This is a genomic window from Pseudomonas sp. AM14(2022), assembly GCF_036346455.1.
Taxonomy (GTDB): Bacteria; Pseudomonadota; Gammaproteobacteria; order Pseudomonadales; family Pseudomonadaceae; genus Aquipseudomonas; species Aquipseudomonas putida_A.
In genome coordinates this window covers 18,193-40,735 of sequence record NZ_JAOTNY010000012.1, presented here as the reverse complement: position 1 = coordinate 40,735, position 22,543 = coordinate 18,193, and the positions used below count along the sequence as shown (strand labels likewise).

Here is a 22,543-nt window from a genome sequence, read left to right as displayed (position 1 = left end):
CTTGCGATCGATCACTCAACCCGGCGAGCAACGAGCGGCGCATGTTGCGCCATCAGCTCCACGATCCAGTCAATGAACACCCGCAGTTTCAGGCTCACATGCCGGTTCGGCGGGTACGCCACGTAGAGCGGCATCGGCTCGAGTTGCCATTCCTCGAACAGCGGCACCAACTCGCCCCGAGCCTGATGCGCGTGCGACATGTACCTGGGCAACCACAGCACACCCATGCCGGCCAGACCTGCCGCAAGGTAAGCGTTGCCGTCATCGACGGCGAGCACGTGGCGGCCCTTGATCTGCAGGTGTTCGCTGCCATTGTGCAAGGCGTAAGGCACGGGTTTGCCGGTGCGGGCCCAGAGAAAACCGACCACCCGATGATGCGAGTCCTCCAGCTCGCGTGGATGCTGCGGCGTGCCGGCACGGGCCAGATAATCCGGCGCGGCGAAAACCCCGAGCTGAAGATCGGCGACCCGCCGCGCCATCAGTGACTGATCAAGCAATTCGCCGCCGCGCACCACGCAATCGACGTTCTCATCGATGATGTCGACGATGCGGTCGCTGACACCCATATCGATCTGAATGTCCGGATAACGCGCATGAAACTCAGGCAATGCCGGCACCAGAATCAGCCTCGCCAGCGGGCTCGGCACATCTACGCGCAAACGTCCTCTGGGCAATGCCGACGCGCCGGACAGACTGGTTTCGGCGTCGTCCATATCGGCCAACAGCTTGATCACTCGCTCATAATAGATTGCGCCATCGGCAGTGACGTTGACCTTGCGTGTGGTGCGGTTGAGCAACTTGACCCGCAGCCGTGCCTCCAGTTGCTGCACCATTTGGGTCACGGTGGTCTTGCTCATGTGCAAGGTCTCGGCAGCCTTGGTGAAACTGCCCGCCTCGACCACCCGGGCGAACGCCTGCATTGCATCGAAACGGTCCACTTTGCGCCCTCGGATTGTTTGGAATCTGCAAACAGTGAACGCCAAGCTTGCGCGTTTATCGCCACTGCGCAAGCCCCTACAGTCACTCCATCAACAACCACCAAACAATGATGGAGACACCCATGACCCAGCGCGACGTCGTTTTTCCGCCAGCCCGCCATGCGCTTTACGAGCGCCATCGTTATTCGCCAGCGATTCGTTCCAACGGTTTTCTGTTCGTCTCGGGGCAAGTCGGCAGCCGTGAAGATGGTTCGCCCGAGCCGGATCTGCAGAACCAGGTGCGCCTGGCGTTCAATAACCTCAATGCGATCCTCGATGCCGCCGGTTGCAGCTTCGCCGACGCGGTGGACGTCACGGTGTTCATGATCGATCCACAATCGACCTTCGAAACCATCTGGGAAGTGGTGCCGGAGTTCTGGGGCAGCGCACCGTATCCGACGATTACTGCGGTCGGCGTGACCTGGCTGGCCGGGTTTCAGTTCGAGATCAAGGTGATTGCCAAACTCCCGGAAACCCCATGATCGTAATCCGGGGTAAAACATCGTCGGACACCACTGCTGGCCTTTGACAGCGCGGCTGCGTATAACCTCGCCGTTTCGTCTAACCTGATTGAGCGCCCGATCGCGACACCTCGCGTCGCGGCGCTTAGAATGCGACGCTCATGAAACGGAGATTTCCATGCTCAAACGAACCCTGGCACTGACTGCTGGTCTGGCCCTGTCTTTTTCTGCTTTGGTGGCGAATGCCGCCGATGTGTTGCGGGTCAGTGCAATTCCCGATGAAGCCCCGACCGAATTGCTGCGCAAATTCGAACCACTGGGGGCCTATCTGGAGCAGCAACTGGGCATGAAAGTGCAGTTCGTTCCGGTGGCCGACTACCCGGCAGTGGTTGAAGCGCTGGCGACCGATCGCCTCGATATGGCCTGGCTGGGCGGTTTCACTTTCGTTCAGGCACGCCTGAAGACCGACGCCACCACCCCGGTGATCCCGCTGGTGCAGCGCGAGCAGGATGCGCAGTTCACCAGCAAGTTCATCACTGCCGACCCAAACGTGAAGAGCCTGGCCGACCTCAAAGGCAAGACCTTTGCCTTTGGTTCGGTATCGTCCACCTCCGGCAGCCTGATGCCGCGTTACTTCATGCTGAAGAACGACAACATCAAGCCTGAAGCCTATTTCAGCCGCGTTGCCTATTCCGGCGCGCACGATGCCACCGTGGCTTGGGTTCAGGCCGGCAAGGTCGATGCCGGAGTGCTGAACGCCAGCGTCTGGCAGAAACTGGTGGACGCGGGCAAGGTCGACACCAACAAGGTCCACGTGTTCGCCACCACTCCGGCCTACTTCGATTACAACTGGACCGTGCGCGGCACCCTCGACCCGGCGCTGGCGGCGAAGATCAAGAAAGCTTTCCTCGACCTCGACCCGGCCAACCCCGAGCAAAAGAAGATTCTTGATCTGCAGGCTGCCAGCCGCTTCATCGACACCAAGCCCGAAAACTACAAGGGTATCGAAGAAGCTGCTCGCGCTGCCGATCTGTTGAAATGACCCTGAGCCTCAAACACGCCAGCCTGCACCACGCCAACGGGGTCGATGCGCTGCGTGGCGTCGACTTGCAGATTGGCGTGGGCGAACAGGTGGCGATCATCGGCCCTTCAGGGGCCGGCAAGTCGAGTCTGTTGAATCTGCTGGCCACCGCGTTGCGCCCCAGCAGCGGTGAAATCGAGGTGCTGGGCGAACGTCCCTGGCACCTCTCCACTCGTCAACGGCAACGCCTGCGTGCGCGCATCGGCCTGGTGCATCAAGCCCCACCGCTGCCGCCGCGCCAACGGGTGGTGACGGCGGTGCTGGCCGGTAAACTCGGACAGTGGAGTTTAGGCAAGAGCCTGCTCAATCTGCTGCACCCGACGGATATTCCCGGCGCCCGTGCGGCCCTCGCCCGCCTGGATCTGGGCGACAAACTCTTCGCTCACTGCCAGCAATTGTCCGGCGGCCAATTGCAGCGCGTGGGTATTGCCCGGGTGCTGTATCAGGCGCCGGAGGTTCTGCTGGCGGACGAACCGGTGTCGGCGATGGACCCGGTGCTCGCCGGGCACACCCTGTCGATCCTCTCGCAGCACGCCCGGACACACAACGTCACGCTGGTGGCGAGCCTGCATGCAGTGGAACTGGCGCTGGCGCACTTTCCGCGCATCATCGGTTTGCGCGACGGCCAGATCCTGTTTGACAGCCCGGCCGAACAGGTCAGCCGCGAGATGCTCGACACGCTGTACGCCAACGAGCAATTGCAAAGCCCGACGACGCCCAATGCGCCGCTGATTGTGCAGATCCCGCGATGCTGAGGGCCGATTCACGCGACCCGGCCGCCGCGCCGCGATTACTGCTGACCCTGCTGGCACTTGCCTTGCTGTGGCCGGGCATCCAGCTCAGCGAACTGGACCTTGGCGTGCTGCTGCACAGCGACAGCCAGACCGAAATGGGCCGCTTCATCTCCGGATTCTGGCCACCGGCGCATGACCACGATTTTCTCCAGTTGCTGCTCAAGGCGACCCTGCAAACCCTGGCCATCGCCACCGCCGGCATGGCCCTCGCACTGCTGCTGGCGGTACCGGCGAGCCTGATTGCCAGTCGCGCACTGTCGTTGTCCGCCGCGTCCCGCAGCGGCATTCCCAGTCGGGTCGGAAGCTTGCTGCGCTGGCCGGTGCGCGGGCTGCTGATCTTCTTGCGCAGCGTGCCAGAGATCGTCTGGGCGCTGCTGTTTGTGCGCGCTGTGGGTCTCGGCCCGGCGGCCGGTGTGCTGGCGATCGCGATCACCTACAGCGGCATGCTCGGCAAGGTTTACGCGGAAATTTTCGAATCCACCGACCAACGCCCGGCGCATGCCTTGATGCAGGCCGGCAGCGGACGACTCGCGGCGTTTGCCTACGGGATTCTGCCGAATGTCGCGGCCGAGCTGCTGTCGTACACGGTGTATCGCTGGGAGTGCGCGATTCGTGCGTCGGTGGTGATGGGGTTTGTCGGCGCCGGTGGCCTCGGCCAGCAGATCGACCTGTCGCTGCGCATGTTCGCCGGCGGTGAAGTGGCGAGCATGTTGCTGACGTTCCTGATTCTGGTGCTCGGCGCCGACCAACTCAGCCGCCTGCTGCGCTGGAGGCTGACATGAATCGCCTGATCAATCTGTTGCTGATCGTCGGCATTGGCGTCGCGGTTATCGCCTCGTTCGGTTACCTCGAACTCGATCTCGGTGAACTCGGCAGCGCCACCAGCCTCAAGCAGATGGGTGCCTACGCGCAGCGCTTTCTCAGCCCGGACCTGAGCGCCACGCATTTGCAGGCGATCCTCAAGGGCGCGCTGGAAACCCTCGCCATGTCGGCCCTCGGCACCCTGCTCGCGGCGGTGTTCGGCATCCTCCTCGCGCTGCCCGCCGCCGGACGTTTCGGCTGGCCGCTGCAAAGCGCTTCGCGCCTGCTGCTCAACGGTCTGCGGGCGATTCCGGAACTGGTGTGGGCGGCACTGATGGTGCTCGCCGCCGGCCTCGGCCCGAACGCCGGCACCCTGGCGCTGGCCCTGCACACCACCGGCGTGCTCGGCCGGTTGTTCGCCGAAGCGCTGGAAAACACCCCGCCGGAACCGGCCGAAGCGATCCGTTTGCAGGGCGGCAACCCGGTGCTCGCCTTCTGCTATGGCACCCTGCCCAACCTTGCCCCGCAATTGCTCGCGTATTGCCTGTATCGCTGGGAAAACAACATTCGCATGGCCAGCGTGCTCGGTTTTGTCGGTGCCGGTGGTTTGGGGCAGATGTTGTATGTCAGCCTCAGCCTGTTTCAGGAAGCGCAGGCAAGCACGGTGATTCTGGCGATGCTGATTCTGGTGCTGGGCGTGGATTCGCTGAGTGCGTGGAGCCGGCAGCGTTGGGTCAAGGCCTGACGGGCAAACCTCAGGGCGCTGTCGCCAAGCGATACTGGCGCGGGGTAAATCCGGTCGAAGCCTTGAACTGCCGGGTGAACGCGCTGTGGTCGGTATAGCCGCACTGCAGCGCCACTTCGGTGATCGGCAAGTCGCCGTGCAACAGCCGATGCGCGTGCTCAAGACGGACTTTCTGGATCATCTGCCGTGGCGTCAGGTGGAACACGCGCTTGCAGTAACGCTCCAGTTGCGCCACGGAAATCCCGGCGATGCGCGTCAGTTCGCTCAGGCTGACGCGCTGATTGAAGTTCGCCCGAATGTACTCGTCCACTGCCGCCAGACGCTGATACGCCGGATGGGTTTCGCTGGCGGTCTGCAAGTCGACGGAAATTCCCGCCAGGCCGATGATCCGGTTATCGCGGTCGTACAGCGGACGCTTGTGGGTCAGGCACCAGCCCGGTTCGCGGCTGCCGTACAGATGCAGTTCCAGCTGATCCTCCAGCACAAACCCCTCTTCCAGCACGCGCCGATCCTGCTCGGTGTAGCCCGGGCCCAATTGCGCGGGAAACACCTCGGCGCTGGTCTTGCCCAGTAACGGTCGCAGGTCTTTCAAACCGCAGCGCTGCACCAGCGTCTGGTTGGCCATGACGTAGCGCGCCTGCAGATCCTTGATGAAGATCGCCGCGTTGGGAATCACGTCGAGCATCGGCAACAGCAGCGCCATACCGGCGAGCAGATCGTCGAGGCATTGCGGTCGGCTCGCTTCGTTGTGCTGGCTCAGGATCGCAAACGCGTTCTGCGGCATACCTCTCACTCCCCACTCGGTTTTATCACTTGCACGCAGATTGCCCCATGGCTGACAGCCTGTCGAGCCGGGCCTTTGCCGTTGGCCACTGTGCTGATTTCGTCATCGTCACCGGCAAAAAACATCAATCGCCCATCGCCTGATCAGTTCACTGTAGCGCCACTGCACGCCCCTCCAACAACCAACAAGAAGGCGACGCTATGACAGGCCAAGGCAAGTTCAAGAAACAACTTTCACTGATAGACCTTACGTTCATCGGACTGGGGGCGATCTTCGGTTCGGGCTGGTTGTTCGCCGCCAGTCACGTGTCGGCCATCGCCGGCCCGGCGGGGATCTTTTCCTGGCTGCTCGGTGGTTTCGCCGTGTTGCTGCTGGGCATCGTCTACTGCGAATTGGGCGCTGCGTTGCCCCGTGCCGGCGGTGTGGTGCGTTACCCGGTTTACTCCCACGGCCCGCTGCTTGGCTACCTGATGGGCTTCATCACGCTGATCGCGTTTTCCAGCCTGGTGGCGATCGAAGTAGTCGCCTCGCGGCAATATGCGGCGGCGTGGTTTCCCGAATTGACCAAGGCCGGTTCCAGCGACCCGACCGTGCTCGGGTGGTTCGTGCAGTTCGGGTTGTTGTGCCTGTTTTTCCTGCTCAATTACCGCAGCGTGAAGACCTTCGCCATGGCCAACAATCTGGTCAGCGTGTTCAAGTTCATCGTGCCGCTGCTGGTGATTGGCGTGCTGTTCACCTTCTTCAAACCGGCCAATTTCGAAGTGCACGGCTTTGCGCCGTTCGGTCTGTCCGGCATTGAAATGGCGGTCTCGGCGGGTGGGGTGATCTTTGCTTATCTGGGCCTGACGCCGATCATTTCCGTGGCCAGTGAAGTGAAGAACCCGCAACGCACGATCCCGATCGCGCTGATACTGTCGGTGCTGCTGTCCACCGCTATCTACGTGCTGCTGCAAACCGCGTTCCTCGGCGGCATCCCGACCGAAATGCTCGCCAATGGCTGGGCCGGCGTCGCCAAGGAACTGGCCCTGCCGTACCGCGACATCGCCCTGGCACTGGGTGTCGGCTGGCTCGCGTATCTGGTGGTGGCCGATGCGGTGATCTCGCCCAGCGGCTGCGGCAACATCTACATGAACGCCACGCCACGGGTGATCTACGGCTGGGCGCAGACCGGGACCTTCTTCAAGATTTTCACCCGCATCGACGAAAAATCCGGCATCCCGCGCCCGGCGCTGTGGCTGACCTTTGGCCTGTCGGTGTTCTGGACCCTGCCGTTCCCGTCGTGGGAAGCGCTGATCAACGTTGTCTCTGCCGCGCTGGTATTGAGCTATGCGGTGGCTCCGGTGACGGTTGCCGCACTGCGTCGCAATGCGCCGGACATGCCGCGTCCGTTCCGGGTCAAGGGCATGAGCGTGCTTGGGCCGCTGTCGTTCATCATCGCCGCGCTGATTGTCTACTGGTCGGGCTGGGGCACCGTGTCGTGGTTGCTCGGCCTGCAAATCCTGATGTTTGTCATCTACCTGCTGTGCGGGCGCATGGTGCCGACCGCGCACCTCAACCTCGGCCAGCAAGTGCATTCTTCGGCATGGCTGATCGGCTTCTACGCCGTGACCATCGTCCTCTCCAAGCTCGGCAGTTTCGGCGGCATCGGCGTGCTCAGCCATCCGTTCGACACGGTGATCGTCGCGGTCTGCGCGCTGGGCATCTACTACTGGGGCGCCGCCACCGGTGTACCGGCACGCCTGATTCGTCTGGAAACCGAGGACGACGAAAGCGAAGCCGCTGAATCCTCCACCCATTCGGCAACGGGCCAGCGCCCTGCTCACGCCTGACCTTCACTCAAGGGACGAACCATGAAACGACTGCACATCATCGATTCCCATACCGGCGGCGAACCCACGCGTCTGGTGATGAAAGGCTTCCCCGAGCTGCCCGGCAACAGCATGGCCGAGAAGCGCGATGCCCTGCGCGAGGGCCATGATCAATGGCGCCGCGCCTGCCTGCTGGAACCGCGTGGCAACGACGTGCTGGTCGGTGCGCTGTACTGCGCGCCGGTGTCGCCGGATGCCACCTGCGGGGTGATCTTCTTCAACAACGCCGGCTACCTCGGCATGTGCGGCCACGGCACCATCGGCCTGGTCAACTCGCTGCATTACCTGGGCCTCATCGAACCGGGCGTGCACCAGATCGACACCCCGGTCGGCCCGGTCAGCGCCACCCTGCACGAGGACGGCGCGGTGACCCTGGGCAACGTCCCGGCGTACCGCTATCGCAAACAGGTGCCGGTGGACGTGCCCGGCCACGGCCGCGTGTTCGGCGATATTGCCTGGGGCGGCAATTGGTTTTTCCTGGTTTCCGAACACGGCCAGGACCTGCAGATGAGCAACGTCGAAGCCCTTACCGAGTACACCTGGGCGATGCTCAAGGCTCTCGAAGCCCAAGGCATCCACGGCGAGGACGGCGCGCTGATCGACCACGTCGAACTGTTTGCCGACGACGCCCACGCCGACAGCCGCAACTTCGTCATGTGCCCGGGCAAAGCCTACGACCGCTCGCCCTGCGGCACCGGCACCAGCGCCAAACTCGCCTGCCTCGCCGCTGACGGCAAACTCGCCGAAGGCCAGGTCTGGACGCAAGCGAGCATCACCGGCAGCCAGTTCGAAGGCCGCTTCGAATGGCATGGCGAACGCGTGCGCCCTTTCATTACCGGCCGCGCCTACATGACCGCCGACGCCACCCTGCTGATCGACGAGCAGGACCCTTTCGCGTGGGGCATCTGAGTGCCCCGCTTTTCTACCGATCCGAATGAATGTCCCGAGGAGCTACAACAATGAGCGATAACATCTTCACTGGCTGCATTCCCGCGCTGATGACCCCGTGCACCGCCGCGCGCAAACCTGACTTCGACGCCTTGGTGGCCAAGGGTCGCGAGCTGATCGATATCGGCATGAGCGCGGTGGTTTACTGCGGCTCGATGGGCGACTGGCCGCTGCTGACCGAGGCCGAGCGTCAGGAAGGCGTGGCGCGTCTGGTGGCCGCCGGGGTACCGACCATCGTCGGCACTGGCGCGGTCAACAGCCGTGAAGCGGTGTCCCACGCTGCACATGCGGCGAAAGTCGGCGCCCATGGCCTGATGGTGATTCCGCGCGTCTTGTCCCGTGGTGCTTCGGCCACCGCGCAAAAAGCCCACTTCGCCGCGATCCTCAACGCCGCGCCGAACCTGCCGGCGGTGATCTACAACAGTCCCTACTACGGCTTCGCCACCCGCGCCGACCTGTTCTTCGAACTGCGCCGTGAACACCCGAACCTGATCGGCTTCAAGGAGTTCGGCGGTGGCGCCGACTTGCGCTACGCCGCCGAAAACATCACCTCGCAGGACGATGCCGTGACCCTGATGGTCGGTGTCGATACCCAAGTGGTGCACGGTTTCGTCAACTGCAACGCCACCGGCGCGATCACCGGTATCGGCAACGCCCTGCCGCGCGAAGTGCTGCAACTGGTGGCGCTGAGCAAGCAAGCGGCCAAGGGCGACGCCAAGGCCAGGCGTCTGGCGCGCGAACTGGAAGCGGCGCTGGCGGTGCTGTCGTCGTTCGACGAAGGCTGCGACCTGGTGCTGTATTACAAGCATCTGATGGTGCTCAACGGCGACCGCGAGTACGCCCTGCACTTCAACGAAACCGACGCCTTGAGCGATGCCCAGCGGCGTTACGCCGAGACCCAGTACGCGCTGTTCCGCCAGTGGTACAAAAACTGGTCCGCCGAACAGAACCTCGCCTGATCACAGTCCCTGCCCCGGTGTGATGCCGGGGCTTCACCTCTTTTATCAAGGAAGCGTCATGACTCTGACAGGGCACATGTTGATCGGCGGCCGAGCCATCGCCGGCAGCCGTGAAGCGATCCGCGCGATCAATCCCGCCACCGACGCGGTGCTGCAACCGGCCTACGCCGGGGGCAGCAGCGAGCATGTCGAACAGGCCTGCGCACTGGCGTGGCAAGCGTTTGATCGTTATCGCGAGACCTCCCTGGAGGCTCGCGCCGAATTTCTCGAAACCATCGCCAATGAGATCGAAGCCCTTGGCGATGCGCTGATCGACCGTGCCGTGGCCGAAACCGGCCTGCCACGCGCCCGTATCCAGGGCGAACGCGGACGCACCTGCGGGCAACTGCGCACCTTTGCCCGCACCGTGCGTGCTGGCGAGTGGCTGGACGTTCGCGTCGATCAATCACAACCACAGCGCCAGCCGCTGCCACGTTCTGATTTGCGCCAGCGGCAGATCGCGCTGGGGCCAGTGGCCGTGTTCGGCGCCAGCAACTTTCCGCTGGCGTTCTCCGTGGCGGGCGGCGACACCGCTTCGGCGCTGGCCGCCGGTTGCCCGGTGATCGTCAAGGCGCACAGCGCGCATCCCGGCACCAGTGAACTGGTCGGCCAGGCGCTGGCTCGCGCGGTGAAAAAATGCGGTTTGCCTGAAGGCGTGTTTTCGCTGCTGTTCGGCTCCGGCAACGAGGTCGGCATTGCGTTGGTCAGTGATTGGCGCATCAAGGCTGTGGGCTTCACCGGCTCGCGCAGTGGCGGCCTCGCCCTGAACCGAGCGGCGCAAGCGCGGCCGGAACCGATTCCGGTGTATGCGGAAATGAGTTCGATCAATCCGGTGTTGCTGTTTCCCGCAGCGCTTGCCGCACGCGGTGAGGCGTTGGCGCAGGATTTTGTCGCCTCGCTGACTCAGGGCGCCGGGCAGTTCTGCACCAATCCCGGGCTGGTCATCGCTCGCCAAGGGACGGCACTGGACGCTTTTATCGCGGCGGCCGCCGAGCTGATCCAGCGCAGCCCCGCGCAGACCATGCTCACGCCGGGGATCTTCCGCGCCTATTCAAGCGCAGTCGCCGCGTTGGCCGAACATCCGCAGGCGCAACGCGTGGCCAGCGGCCGGGCGGCTGAAGGGCCGAACCAATGTCAGGCGCAATTGTTCGTCACTCCGGCGCAAGACTTCATCGCTGATGTGCGTCTGCAAGGTGAAATATTCGGCTCGGCATCGCTGATCGTGCGATGCGCCAACGACGATGAAATCCGTCAGGTCTGCGAACACCTCGAAGGCCAGTTGACCGCCACCCTGCACCTGGATGACGCCGATCTGGATCAAGCCCGGGCCTTGTTGCCGACACTGGAGCGCAAGGCCGGACGTCTGCTGGTCAACGGCTGGCCGACCGGGGTCGAAGTGTGTGACGCGATGGTGCATGGCGGGCCGTTCCCGGCCACCTCGGATTCGCGCAGCACCTCGGTGGGCACGGCGGCGATCCTGCGCTTCCTGCGTCCGGTGTGTTATCAGGATTTCCCCGACAGCCTGCTGCCGCCGCCGCTGAAACAGGCAAATCCGCTGCTGCTACGACGCTTGCTCGACGGCCAGAGGGAAGCCTGAACATGCCCGACAACCTCACAACGGACAACGCCGACATCGCGGTGATCGGCGCCGGCATCATCGGCGTCGCCTGCGCTCTGCAACTGGCACGTCAGGGTAAACGGGTGGTGGTCATCGACAAGCAGCCGCCCGGTCATGGCGCCTCGTTCGGCAACGCCGGGCATCTGGCCACCGAGCAGGTGTTTCCGATTGCCGATGCGTCGATCCTCAAGCGTCTGCCGGCGATGCTGATGGACCCGATGGGGCCGCTGCGCCTGGACTGGAAGTACCTGCCGCACGCCGTGCCGTGGTTCAGCCGATTGCTGCTGAACCTGCGCCCGGCGCCGTTTCAGCGCACCGTAGCCGGTTTGCGCGCGCTCAACGAAAGCAGCCTCGACGCCTGGAAGCGCCTGCTGCAGAGCATCGCCCGCCCCGACCTGCTCAAGGAGGACGGCTCGCTGCTGGTATTCGAGCGCGCCGAGTCGCGGCCAGCCATCGACGCCTTGCAGGCGCGCATGCGTCAGCAGCAGGTGCCGGTGGATTTGTGGTCGGCCAACGCCGTAAGGGAGCGCGCGCCGCAGCTCAGTGAACAGATTCAAGGCGGATTGTTCTACCCGCGCACCGGGCATTTTCTCGACCCGTATCAGGTGGTGTGTGAACTGGTGAGCGCCGCCAGAACGGCCGGCGTGCAGTTCCTCCAGCAGGAAGTTCAGGGCGGCCAGTTGCAGGCGCATGGCGTGTCGCTGATCACCGATCAGGGGCGTTTCACCGCGCGGCAGGTGCTGATCGCCTGTGGCGCGCATTCGGCGAAGCTCACCACTGCGCTGACCGGTAAACGCGTGCCGCTGGACACCGAGCGCGGCTATCACCTGATGCTGCCCCACGAGCCCGAGCGACTGCCGTTCGCCGTTACCTCGCTGGAGCGCAAGTTCATCATGACGCCAATGACCGGCGGCCTGCGCCTGGCCGGTACGGTGGAGTTCGCCGGCCTGCAGCGCCCGCCGTTTATGGAGCGCGCCTGGCAATTGCATCGCTTGAGCAAAGGTTTGTTCCGCCGTGATTTGAACGCTGAAGACGCAATGCCGTGGATGGGCTTTCGTCCGTCGCTGCCGGACTCGCTGCCGATCATCGACAAGGTCTGCGACGGCAAGGTACTGCTCGCGTTCGGTCATCAGCATCTGGGGCTGACGCAGGCGGCGGTGACTGCGCAGATGATTGCGCAACTGGCGCCACCCTCGGCCAATTCCGGCTTGCCGACGATGGATGCCTATCGACTGGGGCGTTTCTGAGATATCGATGAAACGTTTTTGGTTTCATACTGAGCGCCGACCTTGGCCCCGCGCATATGGAACCGACTATGACCTCATCAATGGATACCCCCGAGCCACAAGCGATCTGCAACCCGATCACCAGCAGCGCGATCTTCATCGTCGCCACGCTGCTGCCCGGCAGTGACGCCGCCAGTCAGGTGCGCGGCTGGTGCGGCGATATCGCCGCCCTCACCCGTTCGGTCGGCAAACGCGTGCCCAGCGGTAACTTGTCATGTGTCTGCGGGTTCAGCGCCAACGCCTGGGACGCCCTGTTCGGCAGCCCGCGCCCGGCGTCGCTGCATCCGTTCCGCGAGTTCGGCGTCGAGGGCCGTCGCGCCGTGGCCACTCCCGGCGACATTCTGCTGCACATCCGTGCCGACCAGATGGATCTGTGTTTCGAACTGGCGACCCAGTTGTGCAGCGCGCTCAATGGCGCGATCACCGTGGTGGATGAGGTGCAGGGTTTCCGCTACTTCGACATGCGCAGCATCATCGGTTTCGTCGATGGCACCGAGAACCCGGTGGGCCGCAAGGCAGACCACTTCACCCTGATCGGCAACGAAGACCCGGCGTTCGAATCCGGCAGTTATGTGCTGGTGCAGAAGTACCTGCACAAGATGGAGGCGTGGAATGCACTGAGCGTCGAAGCTCAGGAAAAGGTGATCGGCCGCACCAAGCTGGCCGACATCGAACTCGGTGAGGAGGTCAAGCCGAGCAACTCCCACAGCGCCCTGACCACCATCACCAAGGACGGTCAGGAGCAGAAGATCCTGCGCGACAACATGCCGTTCGGCCGCCCGGGGGCTGGCGAGTTCGGCACCTATTTCATCGGTTACGCGCGTTCGCCGGAACCGATCGAGCAGATGCTGGAGAACATGTTTGTCGGCAAACCCGTCGGCAACTACGACCGTTTGTTGGACTTCAGCACCGCAGTCACCGGGGGGTTGTTCTTTGTGCCGTCAGCCGACCTGCTCGAAGAGCTGGCGGAGCGAGAGCCCGAGCAGGCGTGACACCGTAGCGCCACGCCCGCCCGTCACTCAGTGTGGCGCGCGCGGGATGGTTTTCAGCAGGTCTTCCGGGCTGATGTGGCCGACCACGCTGCCCGGTTGCGGCATGTTGAGGATGTGGCCTTTCATCTTGCCGATGATGTGCATCTCGCACGGCTTGCAGTCGAACTTCAGGGTCAGCACTTCGTCGCCGTGAATCAGCTGCATCGGTGCGACCTTGGTGCGCACACCGGTCACGCCTTTGGCCTGTTTCGGGCACAGGTTGAACGAGAAACGCAGGCAGTGTTTGGTGATCATCACCGGCACTTCACCGGCCTCTTCGTGCGCCTCGTAGGCCGCATCGATCAGCTTCACGCCGTGACGGTGATAGAAGTCGCGTGCCTTCTGGTTGTAGACGTTGGCCAGGAACGACAGGTGCGACTCCGGGTACACCGGCGGCGGCGTGGTTTCGGCCTTGCGGCTGCCACGCGGGTGCGCCGCGACACGGGCGGCGGTCAGGGCTTCGATGACTTCACGGCGCAAGGCCTTGAGCTGCGAGTTGGGAATGAAGAACGCCTGCGGCGCGTCGAGCTTGATGTCGGTGGCGTGGTACTGGGTGGTACCGAGCTGGCCGAGCAGATCCTGCAATTGTTCCAGCGCCTGCTCCGGCTTGTTGGCCACACCGAATGGGCCGTTCAGAGTCACGCTGGCGCTGATGCCCTCTTCGCTGGTAGCGGTCACTTCCAGCTGTTCTTCACGCAGACGTGCGACCCAGCTCAATGCGATACGACGCTCGGCAGAGGTCTTCTGCAGCGCCTGTTGCCAGTTGTGGTCGAGGTTGCGGTTCAGCGCATGATTCGGCCGCAGCTTGTACAGGCCTTCGGGCATTTCGTTCGGCTCGACGCGGTAGCGATAGCGCTTCTCGCCGTCTTCTTCGAACTCGCCCTTTGGCTCGGCGATGTTGGCGCGGAAACCGACGACTTCACGCTTGACCAGCACGTTGAGGCCATCGCCGTTGGACAGCGGTTCCTGCGTCACCACCTGCATGTCACGCTTGCCGACTTTCTCGACGGTGCCCACCGGCAGACCGGTGAAGGTCGGCGAGTCGAAGGCGCCGATGTCGATCTTGCGATCGGTGACGAAATAGTCGGTGCTGCCACGGTGGAAAGTCTTTTCCGGGTCCGGCAGGAAGAAGTGCGCGGTACGGCCGCTGGAAGCACGGGCCAGGTCCGGGCGATCTTCGAGCACGTCGTCGAGGCGCTGGCGGTAATAGGCAGTGATGTTCTTCACATAGCCCATGTCCTTGTAACGGCCTTCGATCTTGAACGAGCGCACACCGGCTTCGACCAGCGCGCGAATGTTGGCGCTCTGGTTGTTGTCCTTCATCGACAGCAGGTGTTTTTCGTAGGCGATCACCCCACCCTTTTCGTCTTTGAGGGTGTACGGCAAACGGCAGGCCTGCGAGCAGTCGCCACGGTTGGCGCTGCGCCCGGTCTGCGCATGGGAGATGTTGCACTGCCCGGAGAACGCCACGCACAGCGCGCCGTGGATGAAGAACTCGATGGCGGCATCGGTTTCGTCGGCGATGGCACGAATTTCTTTCAGGTTCAGCTCGCGGGCCAGTACCAGTTGCGAGAAACCGGCCTGATCGAGGAATTTCGCCCGCTCCAGCGTGCGGATGTCAGTCTGGGTACTGGCATGCAGCTCGATCGGCGGAATGTCCAGTTCCATCACGCCCAGATCCTGGACGATCAGCGCGTCGACACCGGCGTCGTACAACTGGTGGATCAGCTTGCGCGCCGGCTCCAGTTCGTTGTCGTGCAGGATGGTGTTGATGGTGGTGAAAATGCGCGCGTGATAACGGCGGGCAAACTCCACCAGCTCGGCGATTTCGCTCACCTCGTTGCAGGCGTTGTGGCGCGCGCCGAAGCTCGGGCCACCGATGTACACGGCATCGGCGCCGTGCAGGATCGCCTCGCGGGCAATCGCCACGTCACGGGCGGGGCTGAGCAATTCCAGATGATGCTTGGGCAAGGACATAGTTTTTTTAGTCAGGCTGTCACGGTTAAGGCGCGCATTGTAGCCGCGAAACGCCCGAGCGGCACGCCTGTGCTGCCAAGTGGCAGATGACCTCGCTCCAATCCGACACGAGAGTCTCCTGTAGGAGTGAGCCTGCTCGCGATGATGGTGGCACAGTCAACGTTGATGGTGGCTGATTTACCGCTATCGCGAGCAGGCTCACTCCTACAGGGGGCGGTCAGGCCTTGGCGGCCATCGCGGTGACTTCCACGCGCATGCCTTCCACCGCCAGCGACGCCACGCCCACCGCGGCGCGCACCGGCCATGGCTTGGCGAAGAAGCGCTTGTAGACTTCGTTGAATGCCGCACGGTCAGCCATGTCGGTGAGGTAGATGGTCAGGTGCATGACCCGATCCATCGAACTGCCGGCCCGCTCCAGCGCCACTTTCAGCGCCTGCAGGGTGCATTCGCTTTGCAGGGTGATGTCGCCCAGCTCCAGGCTGCCGTCGGCGCGGGTCGGGATCTGGGTCGAAACCAGAATGCCGTTGAAACCGACAACGTCGGAGGAAATCGAATCTGCATCCGGATCAGGGGTAAAGCTGAGGTCTTGATTAGCCATGAAAGTCTCTTGTCTGGAGAGAATGAGGGTCGCCGGCCAGCAACGCACCGGGACTTTTCGCCGGGGAGTTTACAACAGTCCCCCGGTTTGGCTCAGGCAACTGTCAGCCCCAGCCACAAATCGCGCGCATAAAAAAACGCCAGCCCTTTCGGACTGGCGTTTTTTCTGAATATGGCAGGGGCGGCTGGATTCGAACCAACGCATGGCAGGATCAAAACCTGCTGCCTTACCGCTTGGCGACGCCCCTGTATCTCAAGCTCTGTAACAAGCTCTGCGAGAATGGGCCGCAATTTACCAAGCTTTTTTTGATCTGGGAAGCCCTGAATGCAAAAAAATTTGTTTTAAAACAGCCAGTTATTTCTGAGCCAAGGCAAGCGCCACGATTCACTTCGACAGATTCAGCGCAATCGCCTCGCGAATCAGCGCTTTCAAGGCCTGCTCATCGACCGTGTCGCCCTCATGAAAATCAATCGCCCGGCGGGTGTTGCCCTCAAGGCTGGCGTTGAACAACCGCGCCGGATCGGCCAACGCTGCGCCCTTGGCGAAGGTCATTTTGACTGCCGCCTTGTAGGTCTCCCCGGTACAAATGATCCCGCCCCGTGACCACACCGGAACACCGCGCCACTTCCACTCCTCCACCACCTCGTGATCGGCCTGATGAATGACCTTGCGAATCTCGCTGAGAATGACGCCACGCCAATCGTCCAGTTCAGCGATTCGAGCGTCGATGAGTGCCGAGGCGTCGGTGGGTGGTATTTCGGATTTCATGGCAAGTGTTCTCTTCGATGTGGTTTACAAGCCGATTTGCTTGAGCCCCTCACCCATCCCTTGATCCGCTTGCTCGCACCATTGCTTGAGGCTCAGATCCGGCGGCAGGTTGCCTTGCAGGCTCTTGTATTGACCGTCGGCCAACACTTCGCCCTTGCGACCGAGACCTTCGTTCTTGTCGCCATCGGCCTTGTCGAACGCGCCCGGCATATTCGCAACGAACGCCACCATCTTGTTGGCGTTTTCCGTGCTGTCCGCTTTCAGGTAGCCCTTGTCGACGCAATGCTTGATCAGGCCCGACATGTTGCGACCGCTGTCATACATGCTTTTCAGGGTAGCGGGATCTGGCGCTTCTGCGCGGGCCAGGGCGCAGAGGCCGAAAGTGGCGGTCAGTGCAAGGATCACAGCAGTGTTTTTCATGCTCATTTCCCAGATTTCCAGTGAAACCTCTCAATTCCAAACCCGCCGCTTACCAGACTTCCAGAGCTGGCGCACAAAACCCGGTAACGATATCCATCACCTCCAGAATCCGATCCTCCAACTCTTCATCGGCATCACCGCGCATTGACCCCAACAGTTCATTAACCGATATAGCCGAAAAACCCTTATCTCGATACTTCAGCAGGATTTCCCGTATCGAAAGAAGATCATCCCCCCTCCTCAATGCGCCGGACAGTTCATCGTCCAACGGTTTATCAAGCGTTTTCATCATTGTTTCTCCCAATGCTCAGCCGTCGACCCTAGTGCCTTCTGGTAATCAGAAAGTGGCATGGCCTTACTAGGCTGAATGGTTCCGTGAGTTTTTTTGTCTTGCACGTAACGAAGACTTTCCGGAAGTGAAGCGGTATTCAATTTGCAGGCGCTGTCTTTGCCGGTTCCGCCGGGTAACGTGGAGGGGCGCCGATGATCCGGCAGGTTTTGCGGAGTATCCGGCGCTACGGACATCCCACCGGTATTGGGATGAACGTTCCCATCTTTATCAACTGGAATATCGACAGGACGTACCCCTAGGCCACGCGCGGTCGAGTCAGCAATGGGCTTTCCTTTTTCGTCGGTTTTCATGGCCCGATAGACATCGACCCCCGTCAGGCCCATCGGATCCACCCACCCTGTAGGGTTCGGGCCATAGGTGTAGAAATTCAGACCGCCCGCATAACCGATCGGATCCTGGCTGACGAATCGCCCCACCGCCGGGTCATAGTAACGATGCCGGTTGTAATGCAGCCCGGTCTCATGATCATGGTACTGCCCCGGAAATCTTATAGGATTTCTCACATCACTTTGTCGGGCCGATTGCGATCGCTGCTCCGATATCGCCCCCCATGCCTTGTACTGAGCCGTCCAGACCAACTGCCCCTCAGAGTCGGTCAGTTCCTGAGGCGTACCCAGGTGATCGCACTGATACCAGAGCAAAACGTCAATTGGCTGAACCGTGACCTTGCGATTCCACAACGGATCGTCATCCAGGCTGTACTCTCCCTGATACTCAGGCTGATTCGTCAGTGTAATCGGGGCATGTCGTATGGCCTGTGCTACAGGAATGAAACTACCGGGCTCGAAAATGTAGTGCACCGTGCGTCCGGCACCGCCATCCAGTTGCGCGGCACTGCTTTCCCAGGCAAGTCGGTTACCGTCCCAGCCGTAGAGCGTGAAGCCACAGCCGTACTCTCGCTGTATGCGTGCATGCTCGTTCCGGTTCCAGTGCGACCCCGCCTCGGGACGCCCCTTGGAATGGGCGACAGAGTTTTTGTGAAGACGACGTCCAAGAGCGTCATAGGCGAATTCAACCGACAAGCGTTGATCTTCAAATCGCACCAAACGGTCAAACAGATCCCATTGCAGGAAGCTCCGCTGATTGTTTTGCAGACGCTCGACCAGGTTGCCGCGCTCATCGTATGTGAACTGATTACCTTCGTACTCGTGTAGCAGGTTGTCTACCTGCCTCTCCTGGCGCGGAGACCGGTCCAGTGGTCGTCGAATTTCACTCGCCTTTTCATCAAGCAGATTACTGGCCGGGTCAAAGGTGAATGTTTCAACCACCTGTCGTGTCGCTGCTTCCAACAGTCGACCGAGAGGATCGTAACGGTATGAAATCGCGCCTCTTCGGGTATCGTTGATCGCAGTCAGTTGACCAGCGGCATCGTATTGATATGTCCGTTTGACAAGCGTCGCACCGTCCTCACTGCGCCCCAGCACCTGCTCCTGCAAACGCCCGGCAGAATCCCACTGTTGCGTCTGCTGCAGGTGGTTGCCCTGATGCCGGACAATCTCACGATGAAGGTCGTCGCGCTCCAGGCCAATCAGCTCGTGCTCGTCCAGGCGTAGCGCCAACAAATGACCGCTGCCATAGGTGAGCCAGCTGACACGGTGCCCGTCCGGACGAACTGTCGCGACCCGATTGTTGAGCACATCGTACTTGTGCTGCCACACGCCAACTACCGGGGGCTGGTCCAGCCCAAGGTAATGCTGATGCTCGCGCAGCACATTGCCGGCCAGGTCGTGAAACCACTGTAAACGACTGTCTGCGTTGGCGGCTTCAATCAGGTTACCGTTGCCGTCATAAATGAAGCGCTCGCTTTGCGATTTCTCACCTTGACTGGCGCGTCGCTCAATCAGGCGTCCCATGGCATCAAAGCTCACGCAAATCACACGCTCGCCGTTGACGATATGACTCAAATGACCCGTATCAGAATCATACCGATAGCGGGTGATACGACCATCAAAGCTCTTTTCTTCCAGCAGGCGACCTATCGGGTCGTAGAGGAAATGCGCCCGGCTTTCGTTTTCGTTGTCCAGCGCCTGCAAGCGCCCGAGACGATCCCAGCGGTAGACCAATGTATGCTCATCAGCATCGATGCGCTCGGCTACAAGACCGGCAGCTGTATATTTCCAGGTAGTGCAGCGGCCAAGACGATCCGTGTGCGCGAGCAACCGGGCTTCAGCGTCTCGTTCAAAATACTCCTCGGTCTTGTCCGGGTGCCTGATCCAGGCCAGCTGGCCCAGTCGATACCCGTACTCGGTACTCTGGCCGGCCGCGTCGGTAGAACAGATCATCTGTCCGAGTTCGTTGTACTCCCAGGCCCTGGTCTTTCCTGAGCAGTCGACATACTCGATCAGTTGACCAGCATCGTTGTAGTCGAGCTTCTTCTCATTGCCGGCGGCGTCTTTGATCGCTGTCGGCAACCCTGCCACGCTGTAGGCAAACTCCGTTACGTTACCAAGGGGATCGACTGCTTCCACAAGGTTGCCATGATCGTCATAAGCACGCTGCCACTGCCCCCCTTCTGCATCGCTGGTCTTGATCAGTTGATCCAGATCGTCGTAGGCAAAATGCAGCACGCTGTCGTCGGCACGCAAATGTTCGACGACGTTGCCACGCGCGTCGTAGATGAAGCGATCAGTTGTGCCGTCAGCATGTACGTGGCGAATCAGGTTTTTCGCTTCGTCACGGAACAACCATTCGGAACGTTCATCCGGATGGCGAATGCGGTACGTATAACCAAGAATGTCGTAGTAGTGCCAGGTTTCGTTACCGTACGCATCGGTGACATAGGTCAGGCGAATATTCTCGTCCCACTCAAGGCGCGTGTCGAAACTGCCGTCGTCCGCCCACTCGCGAACGGCCCGCGCATCAGCGCCTGTGCCCTGCCATTCCAGATTCATGCCCCGTCCGGTCCGATCGGTGTAACGACGGATCAGATGATGCTGGTACTCATAGCTCCACGCCGCCCCGTTCTCGTCCTGAGCCTGAATCAAATCACCGACACTGTCGTAGTGATAGGCACACAGTTGACGCTGAGGAACACCGTCGCTGATCAGCCAAAGCCCCTTTACGCGACCGTGCTCATCAAGCAGGGTGCCGAGGTGATATCTGACGTCGGCCATATCACCCTGATAGGTAATCAGGTCGGACAGCACCGGCATTCCTTCGTGGCGATGCTCGTAGTGCAGCATGATTCCCGCACCGTTGCGCAAAACCACGCCGACCAGCACGAAACGTTGTCCACGACGCAGATAGGTTTCCTTGCGTTCAAACCCTCTGCACAACAGAAGCTGGTCATCGGTCACCCGTACCAGCGTCATGTTTTCAATGGCATCGTAGTGAGTCTGCCCTGTCTCGGGCAGCACATAGTCGTGGCTGCGACCATCAGCGTCATGGAACACCAGACTCCCGCCAACACAGTCAAAACGGGTAGTTAACGACGTAATCCAGCGGGCGCCCATCTCGCTGGCGTCATACGCATCCAGACGCGAACAGTAGGTGCGTGTCCACTCGAGAGGGAATGCACCAGGCAGGTTGAAATCCGTATGGCTCAGCGATTCAGAGCCCAGGGCAAAACTGATGCTATGCGCCGTGCCCGGCATGACGCCGTTTTTACATGTTTTGCAGTTATGCGTCGCTGGCGCTTGTTGGCTGCTGGCTTCAAGCCGCCCCTCTCCAGCCCTGTGCTGAGTCTTTGAAGTAGTATCCGGCTTGACGCTGGCCCCTTGACCATGTGCTCGACGCTTGCGCCAGGTCAAGACAGAACCTGCCAGCATCTGCAGCAGCCAACCGATTGAATGCTGAACAGCCGGATCACCCAGCTTGTTCATTTGAGTGCGCAACTCCACACCCATAGTACGAAGCATGCCGGTATTGCTCAGCACCAAAGCCTTGGCACTGTCCGGCAACAGGTTCTTAGCCGCACTGTTGGCAACACCTTTACCGGCAGCCTTGTAGGCGCTGAAGGCTGCGCCGAAAATATTACTGATGGCTGCCTTGGGGTCATGCAACAACTGACCTCCGGCCGCACTCATCTTGGCACTCGCCGACTTCATGTCGCCTTTTGCATCGAGCTTGCCGTTGACGACCGTTTCCAGTCCCTTGGCGATTTCGTTGACCGCGTTCTGGCCAAGCTTGCCGCCGTTGTCGAGTATTTCAGCCAGCTTCGGCTTGGCCTGCTCTACAAAGTCATCGATCGTACCGACAATGGTGGCATTCAAATGTCCGATCAGGACTTCGATCAGCGAATCGCCCAGCAGCATCTTGGCGCTGTTACGAAGTTCTTGACGCACCAATGACAAAGTCGGACGCAAGGTCATACGCGCCGAGGCCATTGTGGGTGGGGCCGGTAAAACACCGATCAGATTGATACCCAGGCTGACCCAGTCCAGAATCTGGCGTTGCTTGCTTTTGGCAAGGACAACAATGTCTCCGAGCGCATCCACCAAGGCCATGATGTTGCCCACCACCGGCAACGCTCCGGCAACGTTCTTGACGCGCTCAAGCGTGACTACTCCACCACTGATCGATTGCAGCCAGGCATCGAATCTGGCTGCACCGCGTCCGACATCCTTGATGTCAATGGTGTTGAGCGGAACGATCGCCACTTGAGGTTCACGTACTTTCGCGACAGGCGTTTCAGTCGTCATGACTGCATCTCATCCGTAAGATAGTTCAAGACTTTAAAGAAATGATTGATGGCCTGGGCCTGCCAACACGCATGCAACAAACGTCAGGTGATGCCCGGCATATGCCGATGCGGTACATGTAGATTCAACTGATCACAGCCCCTTTCGGGCCGCTTGCAATCAGCGCAGCGCCGCAAGCGGTTTTCATACCGTCCAGAGCGATGGGCGTGCCATCAACGGTGTAGGTGCTGCTGCCCTCTGCAATCGGGAAAACCCCTTTGCACAGTGGACAGCTGACCTTGTGACCGACTCCGGCAACAGGCTTGCCGTTGAGATCGGTTTGGGAGAAGGCTTCGAGCACCTTGCCACCGTGAGTGGTGGAGTCGCCCAAGCGAATGGCGTCTTTCATGTTGTCAC

20 protein-coding genes and 1 tRNA gene are annotated in these 22,543 nt (G+C 61.2%); 11 read left to right on the top strand and 10 right to left on the bottom strand.

Features of this window, described 5'->3' with window-relative positions; translation table 11 throughout:
* Positions 1–11: 11 nt before the first annotated feature.
* Positions 12–938, bottom strand: a complete 927-nt coding sequence (locus tag V3W27_RS21475; protein WP_330207478.1) for a LysR substrate-binding domain-containing protein — start codon at positions 936–938, stop codon at positions 12–14.
* 122 nt (positions 939–1,060) lie between these two features.
* Here V3W27_RS21475 and V3W27_RS21470 point away from each other — a divergent pair, with 122 nt between their 5' ends.
* The 5 genes from V3W27_RS21470 to phnE all read left to right on the top strand — a co-directional run bounded on the left by V3W27_RS21470 (position 1,061) and on the right by phnE (position 4,859).
* Positions 1,061–1,459, top strand: a complete 399-nt coding sequence (locus tag V3W27_RS21470; protein WP_027613824.1) for a RidA family protein — start codon at positions 1,061–1,063, stop codon at positions 1,457–1,459.
* 157 nt (positions 1,460–1,616) lie between these two features.
* The gene (locus V3W27_RS21465) at positions 1,617–2,480 is read left to right on the top strand and encodes a putative selenate ABC transporter substrate-binding protein (RefSeq protein ID WP_330207477.1); all 864 of its coding nucleotides are present in this window, start codon (positions 1,617–1,619) and stop codon (positions 2,478–2,480) included.
* Positions 2,477–3,274: a phosphonate ABC transporter ATP-binding protein gene (locus tag V3W27_RS21460; protein WP_330207476.1), complete on the top strand. Its 798-nt coding sequence runs from the start codon at positions 2,477–2,479 to the stop codon at positions 3,272–3,274. Before V3W27_RS21465 ends, V3W27_RS21460 begins: the two co-directional genes overlap by 4 nt.
* Entirely contained in the window at positions 3,268–4,095 is an 828-nt protein-coding gene (locus V3W27_RS21455; protein ID WP_330207475.1) for a PhnE/PtxC family ABC transporter permease, read from the top strand. Before V3W27_RS21460 ends, V3W27_RS21455 begins: the two co-directional genes overlap by 7 nt.
* On the top strand, positions 4,092–4,859 hold the full coding sequence (phnE, locus tag V3W27_RS21450; RefSeq protein WP_007969262.1) for a phosphonate ABC transporter, permease protein PhnE: 768 nt from the start codon (positions 4,092–4,094) through the stop codon (positions 4,857–4,859). The genes V3W27_RS21455 and phnE overlap by 4 nt, the downstream gene beginning before the upstream one ends.
* A 10-nt stretch (positions 4,860–4,869) precedes the next feature.
* Here the strand turns inward: phnE and V3W27_RS21445 are convergent, their stop codons facing one another.
* A complete protein-coding gene (locus V3W27_RS21445) occupies positions 4,870–5,643 on the bottom strand; it encodes an AraC family transcriptional regulator (RefSeq protein ID WP_330207474.1) in 774 nt (257 codons plus the stop codon).
* Between the two features lie 200 nt (positions 5,644–5,843).
* Between V3W27_RS21445 and V3W27_RS21440 the strand changes: the two genes are divergently transcribed.
* From V3W27_RS21440 to V3W27_RS21415, 6 genes are all read left to right on the top strand, one after another.
* Positions 5,844–7,472, top strand: a complete 1,629-nt coding sequence (locus V3W27_RS21440) for an APC family permease (RefSeq protein ID WP_330207473.1) — start codon at positions 5,844–5,846, stop codon at positions 7,470–7,472.
* 21 nt (positions 7,473–7,493) lie between these two features.
* A complete protein-coding gene (locus tag V3W27_RS21435; protein WP_330207472.1) occupies positions 7,494–8,420 on the top strand; it encodes a 4-hydroxyproline epimerase in 927 nt (308 codons plus the stop codon).
* Positions 8,421–8,470: 50 nt separating this feature from the next.
* Positions 8,471–9,418 carry a dihydrodipicolinate synthase family protein gene (locus tag V3W27_RS21430; protein ID WP_027613817.1) on the top strand — a complete coding sequence of 316 codons (948 nt, stop codon included), beginning with the start codon at positions 8,471–8,473 and terminating at the stop codon, positions 9,416–9,418.
* A 58-nt stretch (positions 9,419–9,476) separates the two neighbouring features.
* Positions 9,477–11,054, top strand: coding sequence for an aldehyde dehydrogenase (NADP(+)) (locus V3W27_RS21425; RefSeq protein ID WP_330207471.1), 1,578 nt, complete (start codon positions 9,477–9,479; stop codon positions 11,052–11,054).
* 2 nt (positions 11,055–11,056) lie between these two features.
* Positions 11,057–12,322 (top strand): NAD(P)/FAD-dependent oxidoreductase, encoded by a 1,266-nt coding sequence (locus V3W27_RS21420; protein WP_330207470.1) that lies wholly within the window; start codon positions 11,057–11,059, stop codon positions 12,320–12,322.
* Between the two features lie 68 nt (positions 12,323–12,390).
* Positions 12,391–13,353 carry a Dyp-type peroxidase gene (locus tag V3W27_RS21415; protein ID WP_330207469.1) on the top strand — a complete coding sequence of 321 codons (963 nt, stop codon included), beginning with the start codon at positions 12,391–12,393 and terminating at the stop codon, positions 13,351–13,353.
* Positions 13,354–13,380: 27 nt separating this feature from the next.
* Here V3W27_RS21415 and V3W27_RS21410 read toward each other — a convergent pair whose 3' ends face one another.
* From V3W27_RS21410 to V3W27_RS21375, 8 genes are all read right to left on the bottom strand, one after another.
* Positions 13,381–15,369: a peptidase U32 family protein gene (locus tag V3W27_RS21410; protein WP_330207468.1), complete on the bottom strand. Its 1,989-nt coding sequence runs from the start codon at positions 15,367–15,369 to the stop codon at positions 13,381–13,383.
* A gap of 217 nt (positions 15,370–15,586) precedes the next feature.
* Complete coding sequence (locus V3W27_RS21405; protein ID WP_003224376.1) at positions 15,587–15,967, bottom strand: RidA family protein; 381 nt, start codon at positions 15,965–15,967, stop codon at positions 15,587–15,589.
* Between the two features lie 172 nt (positions 15,968–16,139).
* A tRNA-Gln gene (locus V3W27_RS21400) sits at positions 16,140–16,214 on the bottom strand.
* A 137-nt stretch (positions 16,215–16,351) separates the two neighbouring features.
* On the bottom strand, positions 16,352–16,735 hold the full coding sequence (locus V3W27_RS21395) for a DUF1801 domain-containing protein (RefSeq protein ID WP_330207467.1): 384 nt from the start codon (positions 16,733–16,735) through the stop codon (positions 16,352–16,354).
* A gap of 24 nt (positions 16,736–16,759) precedes the next feature.
* Entirely contained in the window at positions 16,760–17,155 is a 396-nt protein-coding gene (locus V3W27_RS21390; protein ID WP_330207466.1) for a hypothetical protein, read from the bottom strand.
* 49 nt (positions 17,156–17,204) lie between these two features.
* Positions 17,205–17,444, bottom strand: a complete 240-nt coding sequence (locus V3W27_RS21385) for a hypothetical protein (RefSeq protein WP_238547102.1) — start codon at positions 17,442–17,444, stop codon at positions 17,205–17,207.
* Positions 17,444–22,147: an RHS repeat-associated core domain-containing protein gene (locus tag V3W27_RS21380; protein WP_330207465.1), complete on the bottom strand. Its 4,704-nt coding sequence runs from the start codon at positions 22,145–22,147 to the stop codon at positions 17,444–17,446. The genes V3W27_RS21385 and V3W27_RS21380 overlap by 1 nt, the downstream gene beginning before the upstream one ends.
* A 124-nt stretch (positions 22,148–22,271) precedes the next feature.
* Positions 22,272–22,535 carry a PAAR domain-containing protein gene (locus tag V3W27_RS21375; protein WP_007969244.1) on the bottom strand — a complete coding sequence of 88 codons (264 nt, stop codon included), beginning with the start codon at positions 22,533–22,535 and terminating at the stop codon, positions 22,272–22,274.
* Positions 22,536–22,543: the final 8 nt, after the last annotated feature.

What these genes read in the sequence shown, in the direction of transcription:
- V3W27_RS21470 (WP_027613824.1), top strand. Translation starts at nt 1,061, where the DNA reads ATGACCCAGCGCGACGTCGTTTTTCCGCCAGCCCGCCATGCGCTTTAC.
- V3W27_RS21465 (WP_330207477.1), top strand. Translation starts at nt 1,617, where the DNA reads ATGCTCAAACGAACCCTGGCACTGACTGCTGGTCTGGCCCTGTCTTTT.
- V3W27_RS21460 (WP_330207476.1), top strand. Translation starts at nt 2,477, where the DNA reads ATGACCCTGAGCCTCAAACACGCCAGCCTGCACCACGCCAACGGGGTC.
- V3W27_RS21455 (WP_330207475.1), top strand. Translation starts at nt 3,268, where the DNA reads ATGCTGAGGGCCGATTCACGCGACCCGGCCGCCGCGCCGCGATTACTG.
- phnE (WP_007969262.1), top strand. Translation starts at nt 4,092, where the DNA reads ATGAATCGCCTGATCAATCTGTTGCTGATCGTCGGCATTGGCGTCGCG.
- V3W27_RS21445 (WP_330207474.1), bottom strand. Translation starts at nt 5,643, where the DNA reads ATGCCGCAGAACGCGTTTGCGATCCTGAGCCAGCACAACGAAGCGAGC.
- V3W27_RS21440 (WP_330207473.1), top strand. Translation starts at nt 5,844, where the DNA reads ATGACAGGCCAAGGCAAGTTCAAGAAACAACTTTCACTGATAGACCTT.
- V3W27_RS21435 (WP_330207472.1), top strand. Translation starts at nt 7,494, where the DNA reads ATGAAACGACTGCACATCATCGATTCCCATACCGGCGGCGAACCCACG.
- V3W27_RS21430 (WP_027613817.1), top strand. Translation starts at nt 8,471, where the DNA reads ATGAGCGATAACATCTTCACTGGCTGCATTCCCGCGCTGATGACCCCG.
- V3W27_RS21425 (WP_330207471.1), top strand. Translation starts at nt 9,477, where the DNA reads ATGACTCTGACAGGGCACATGTTGATCGGCGGCCGAGCCATCGCCGGC.
- V3W27_RS21420 (WP_330207470.1), top strand. Translation starts at nt 11,057, where the DNA reads ATGCCCGACAACCTCACAACGGACAACGCCGACATCGCGGTGATCGGC.
- V3W27_RS21415 (WP_330207469.1), top strand. Translation starts at nt 12,391, where the DNA reads ATGACCTCATCAATGGATACCCCCGAGCCACAAGCGATCTGCAACCCG.
- V3W27_RS21410 (WP_330207468.1), bottom strand. Translation starts at nt 15,369, where the DNA reads ATGTCCTTGCCCAAGCATCATCTGGAATTGCTCAGCCCCGCCCGTGAC.
- V3W27_RS21405 (WP_003224376.1), bottom strand. Translation starts at nt 15,967, where the DNA reads ATGGCTAATCAAGACCTCAGCTTTACCCCTGATCCGGATGCAGATTCG.
- V3W27_RS21395 (WP_330207467.1), bottom strand. Translation starts at nt 16,735, where the DNA reads ATGAAATCCGAAATACCACCCACCGACGCCTCGGCACTCATCGACGCT.
- V3W27_RS21390 (WP_330207466.1), bottom strand. Translation starts at nt 17,155, where the DNA reads ATGAAAAACACTGCTGTGATCCTTGCACTGACCGCCACTTTCGGCCTC.
- V3W27_RS21385 (WP_238547102.1), bottom strand. Translation starts at nt 17,444, where the DNA reads ATGAAAACGCTTGATAAACCGTTGGACGATGAACTGTCCGGCGCATTG.
- V3W27_RS21380 (WP_330207465.1), bottom strand. Translation starts at nt 22,147, where the DNA reads ATGACGACTGAAACGCCTGTCGCGAAAGTACGTGAACCTCAAGTGGCG.
- V3W27_RS21375 (WP_007969244.1), bottom strand. Translation starts at nt 22,535, where the DNA reads ATGAAAGACGCCATTCGCTTGGGCGACTCCACCACTCACGGTGGCAAG.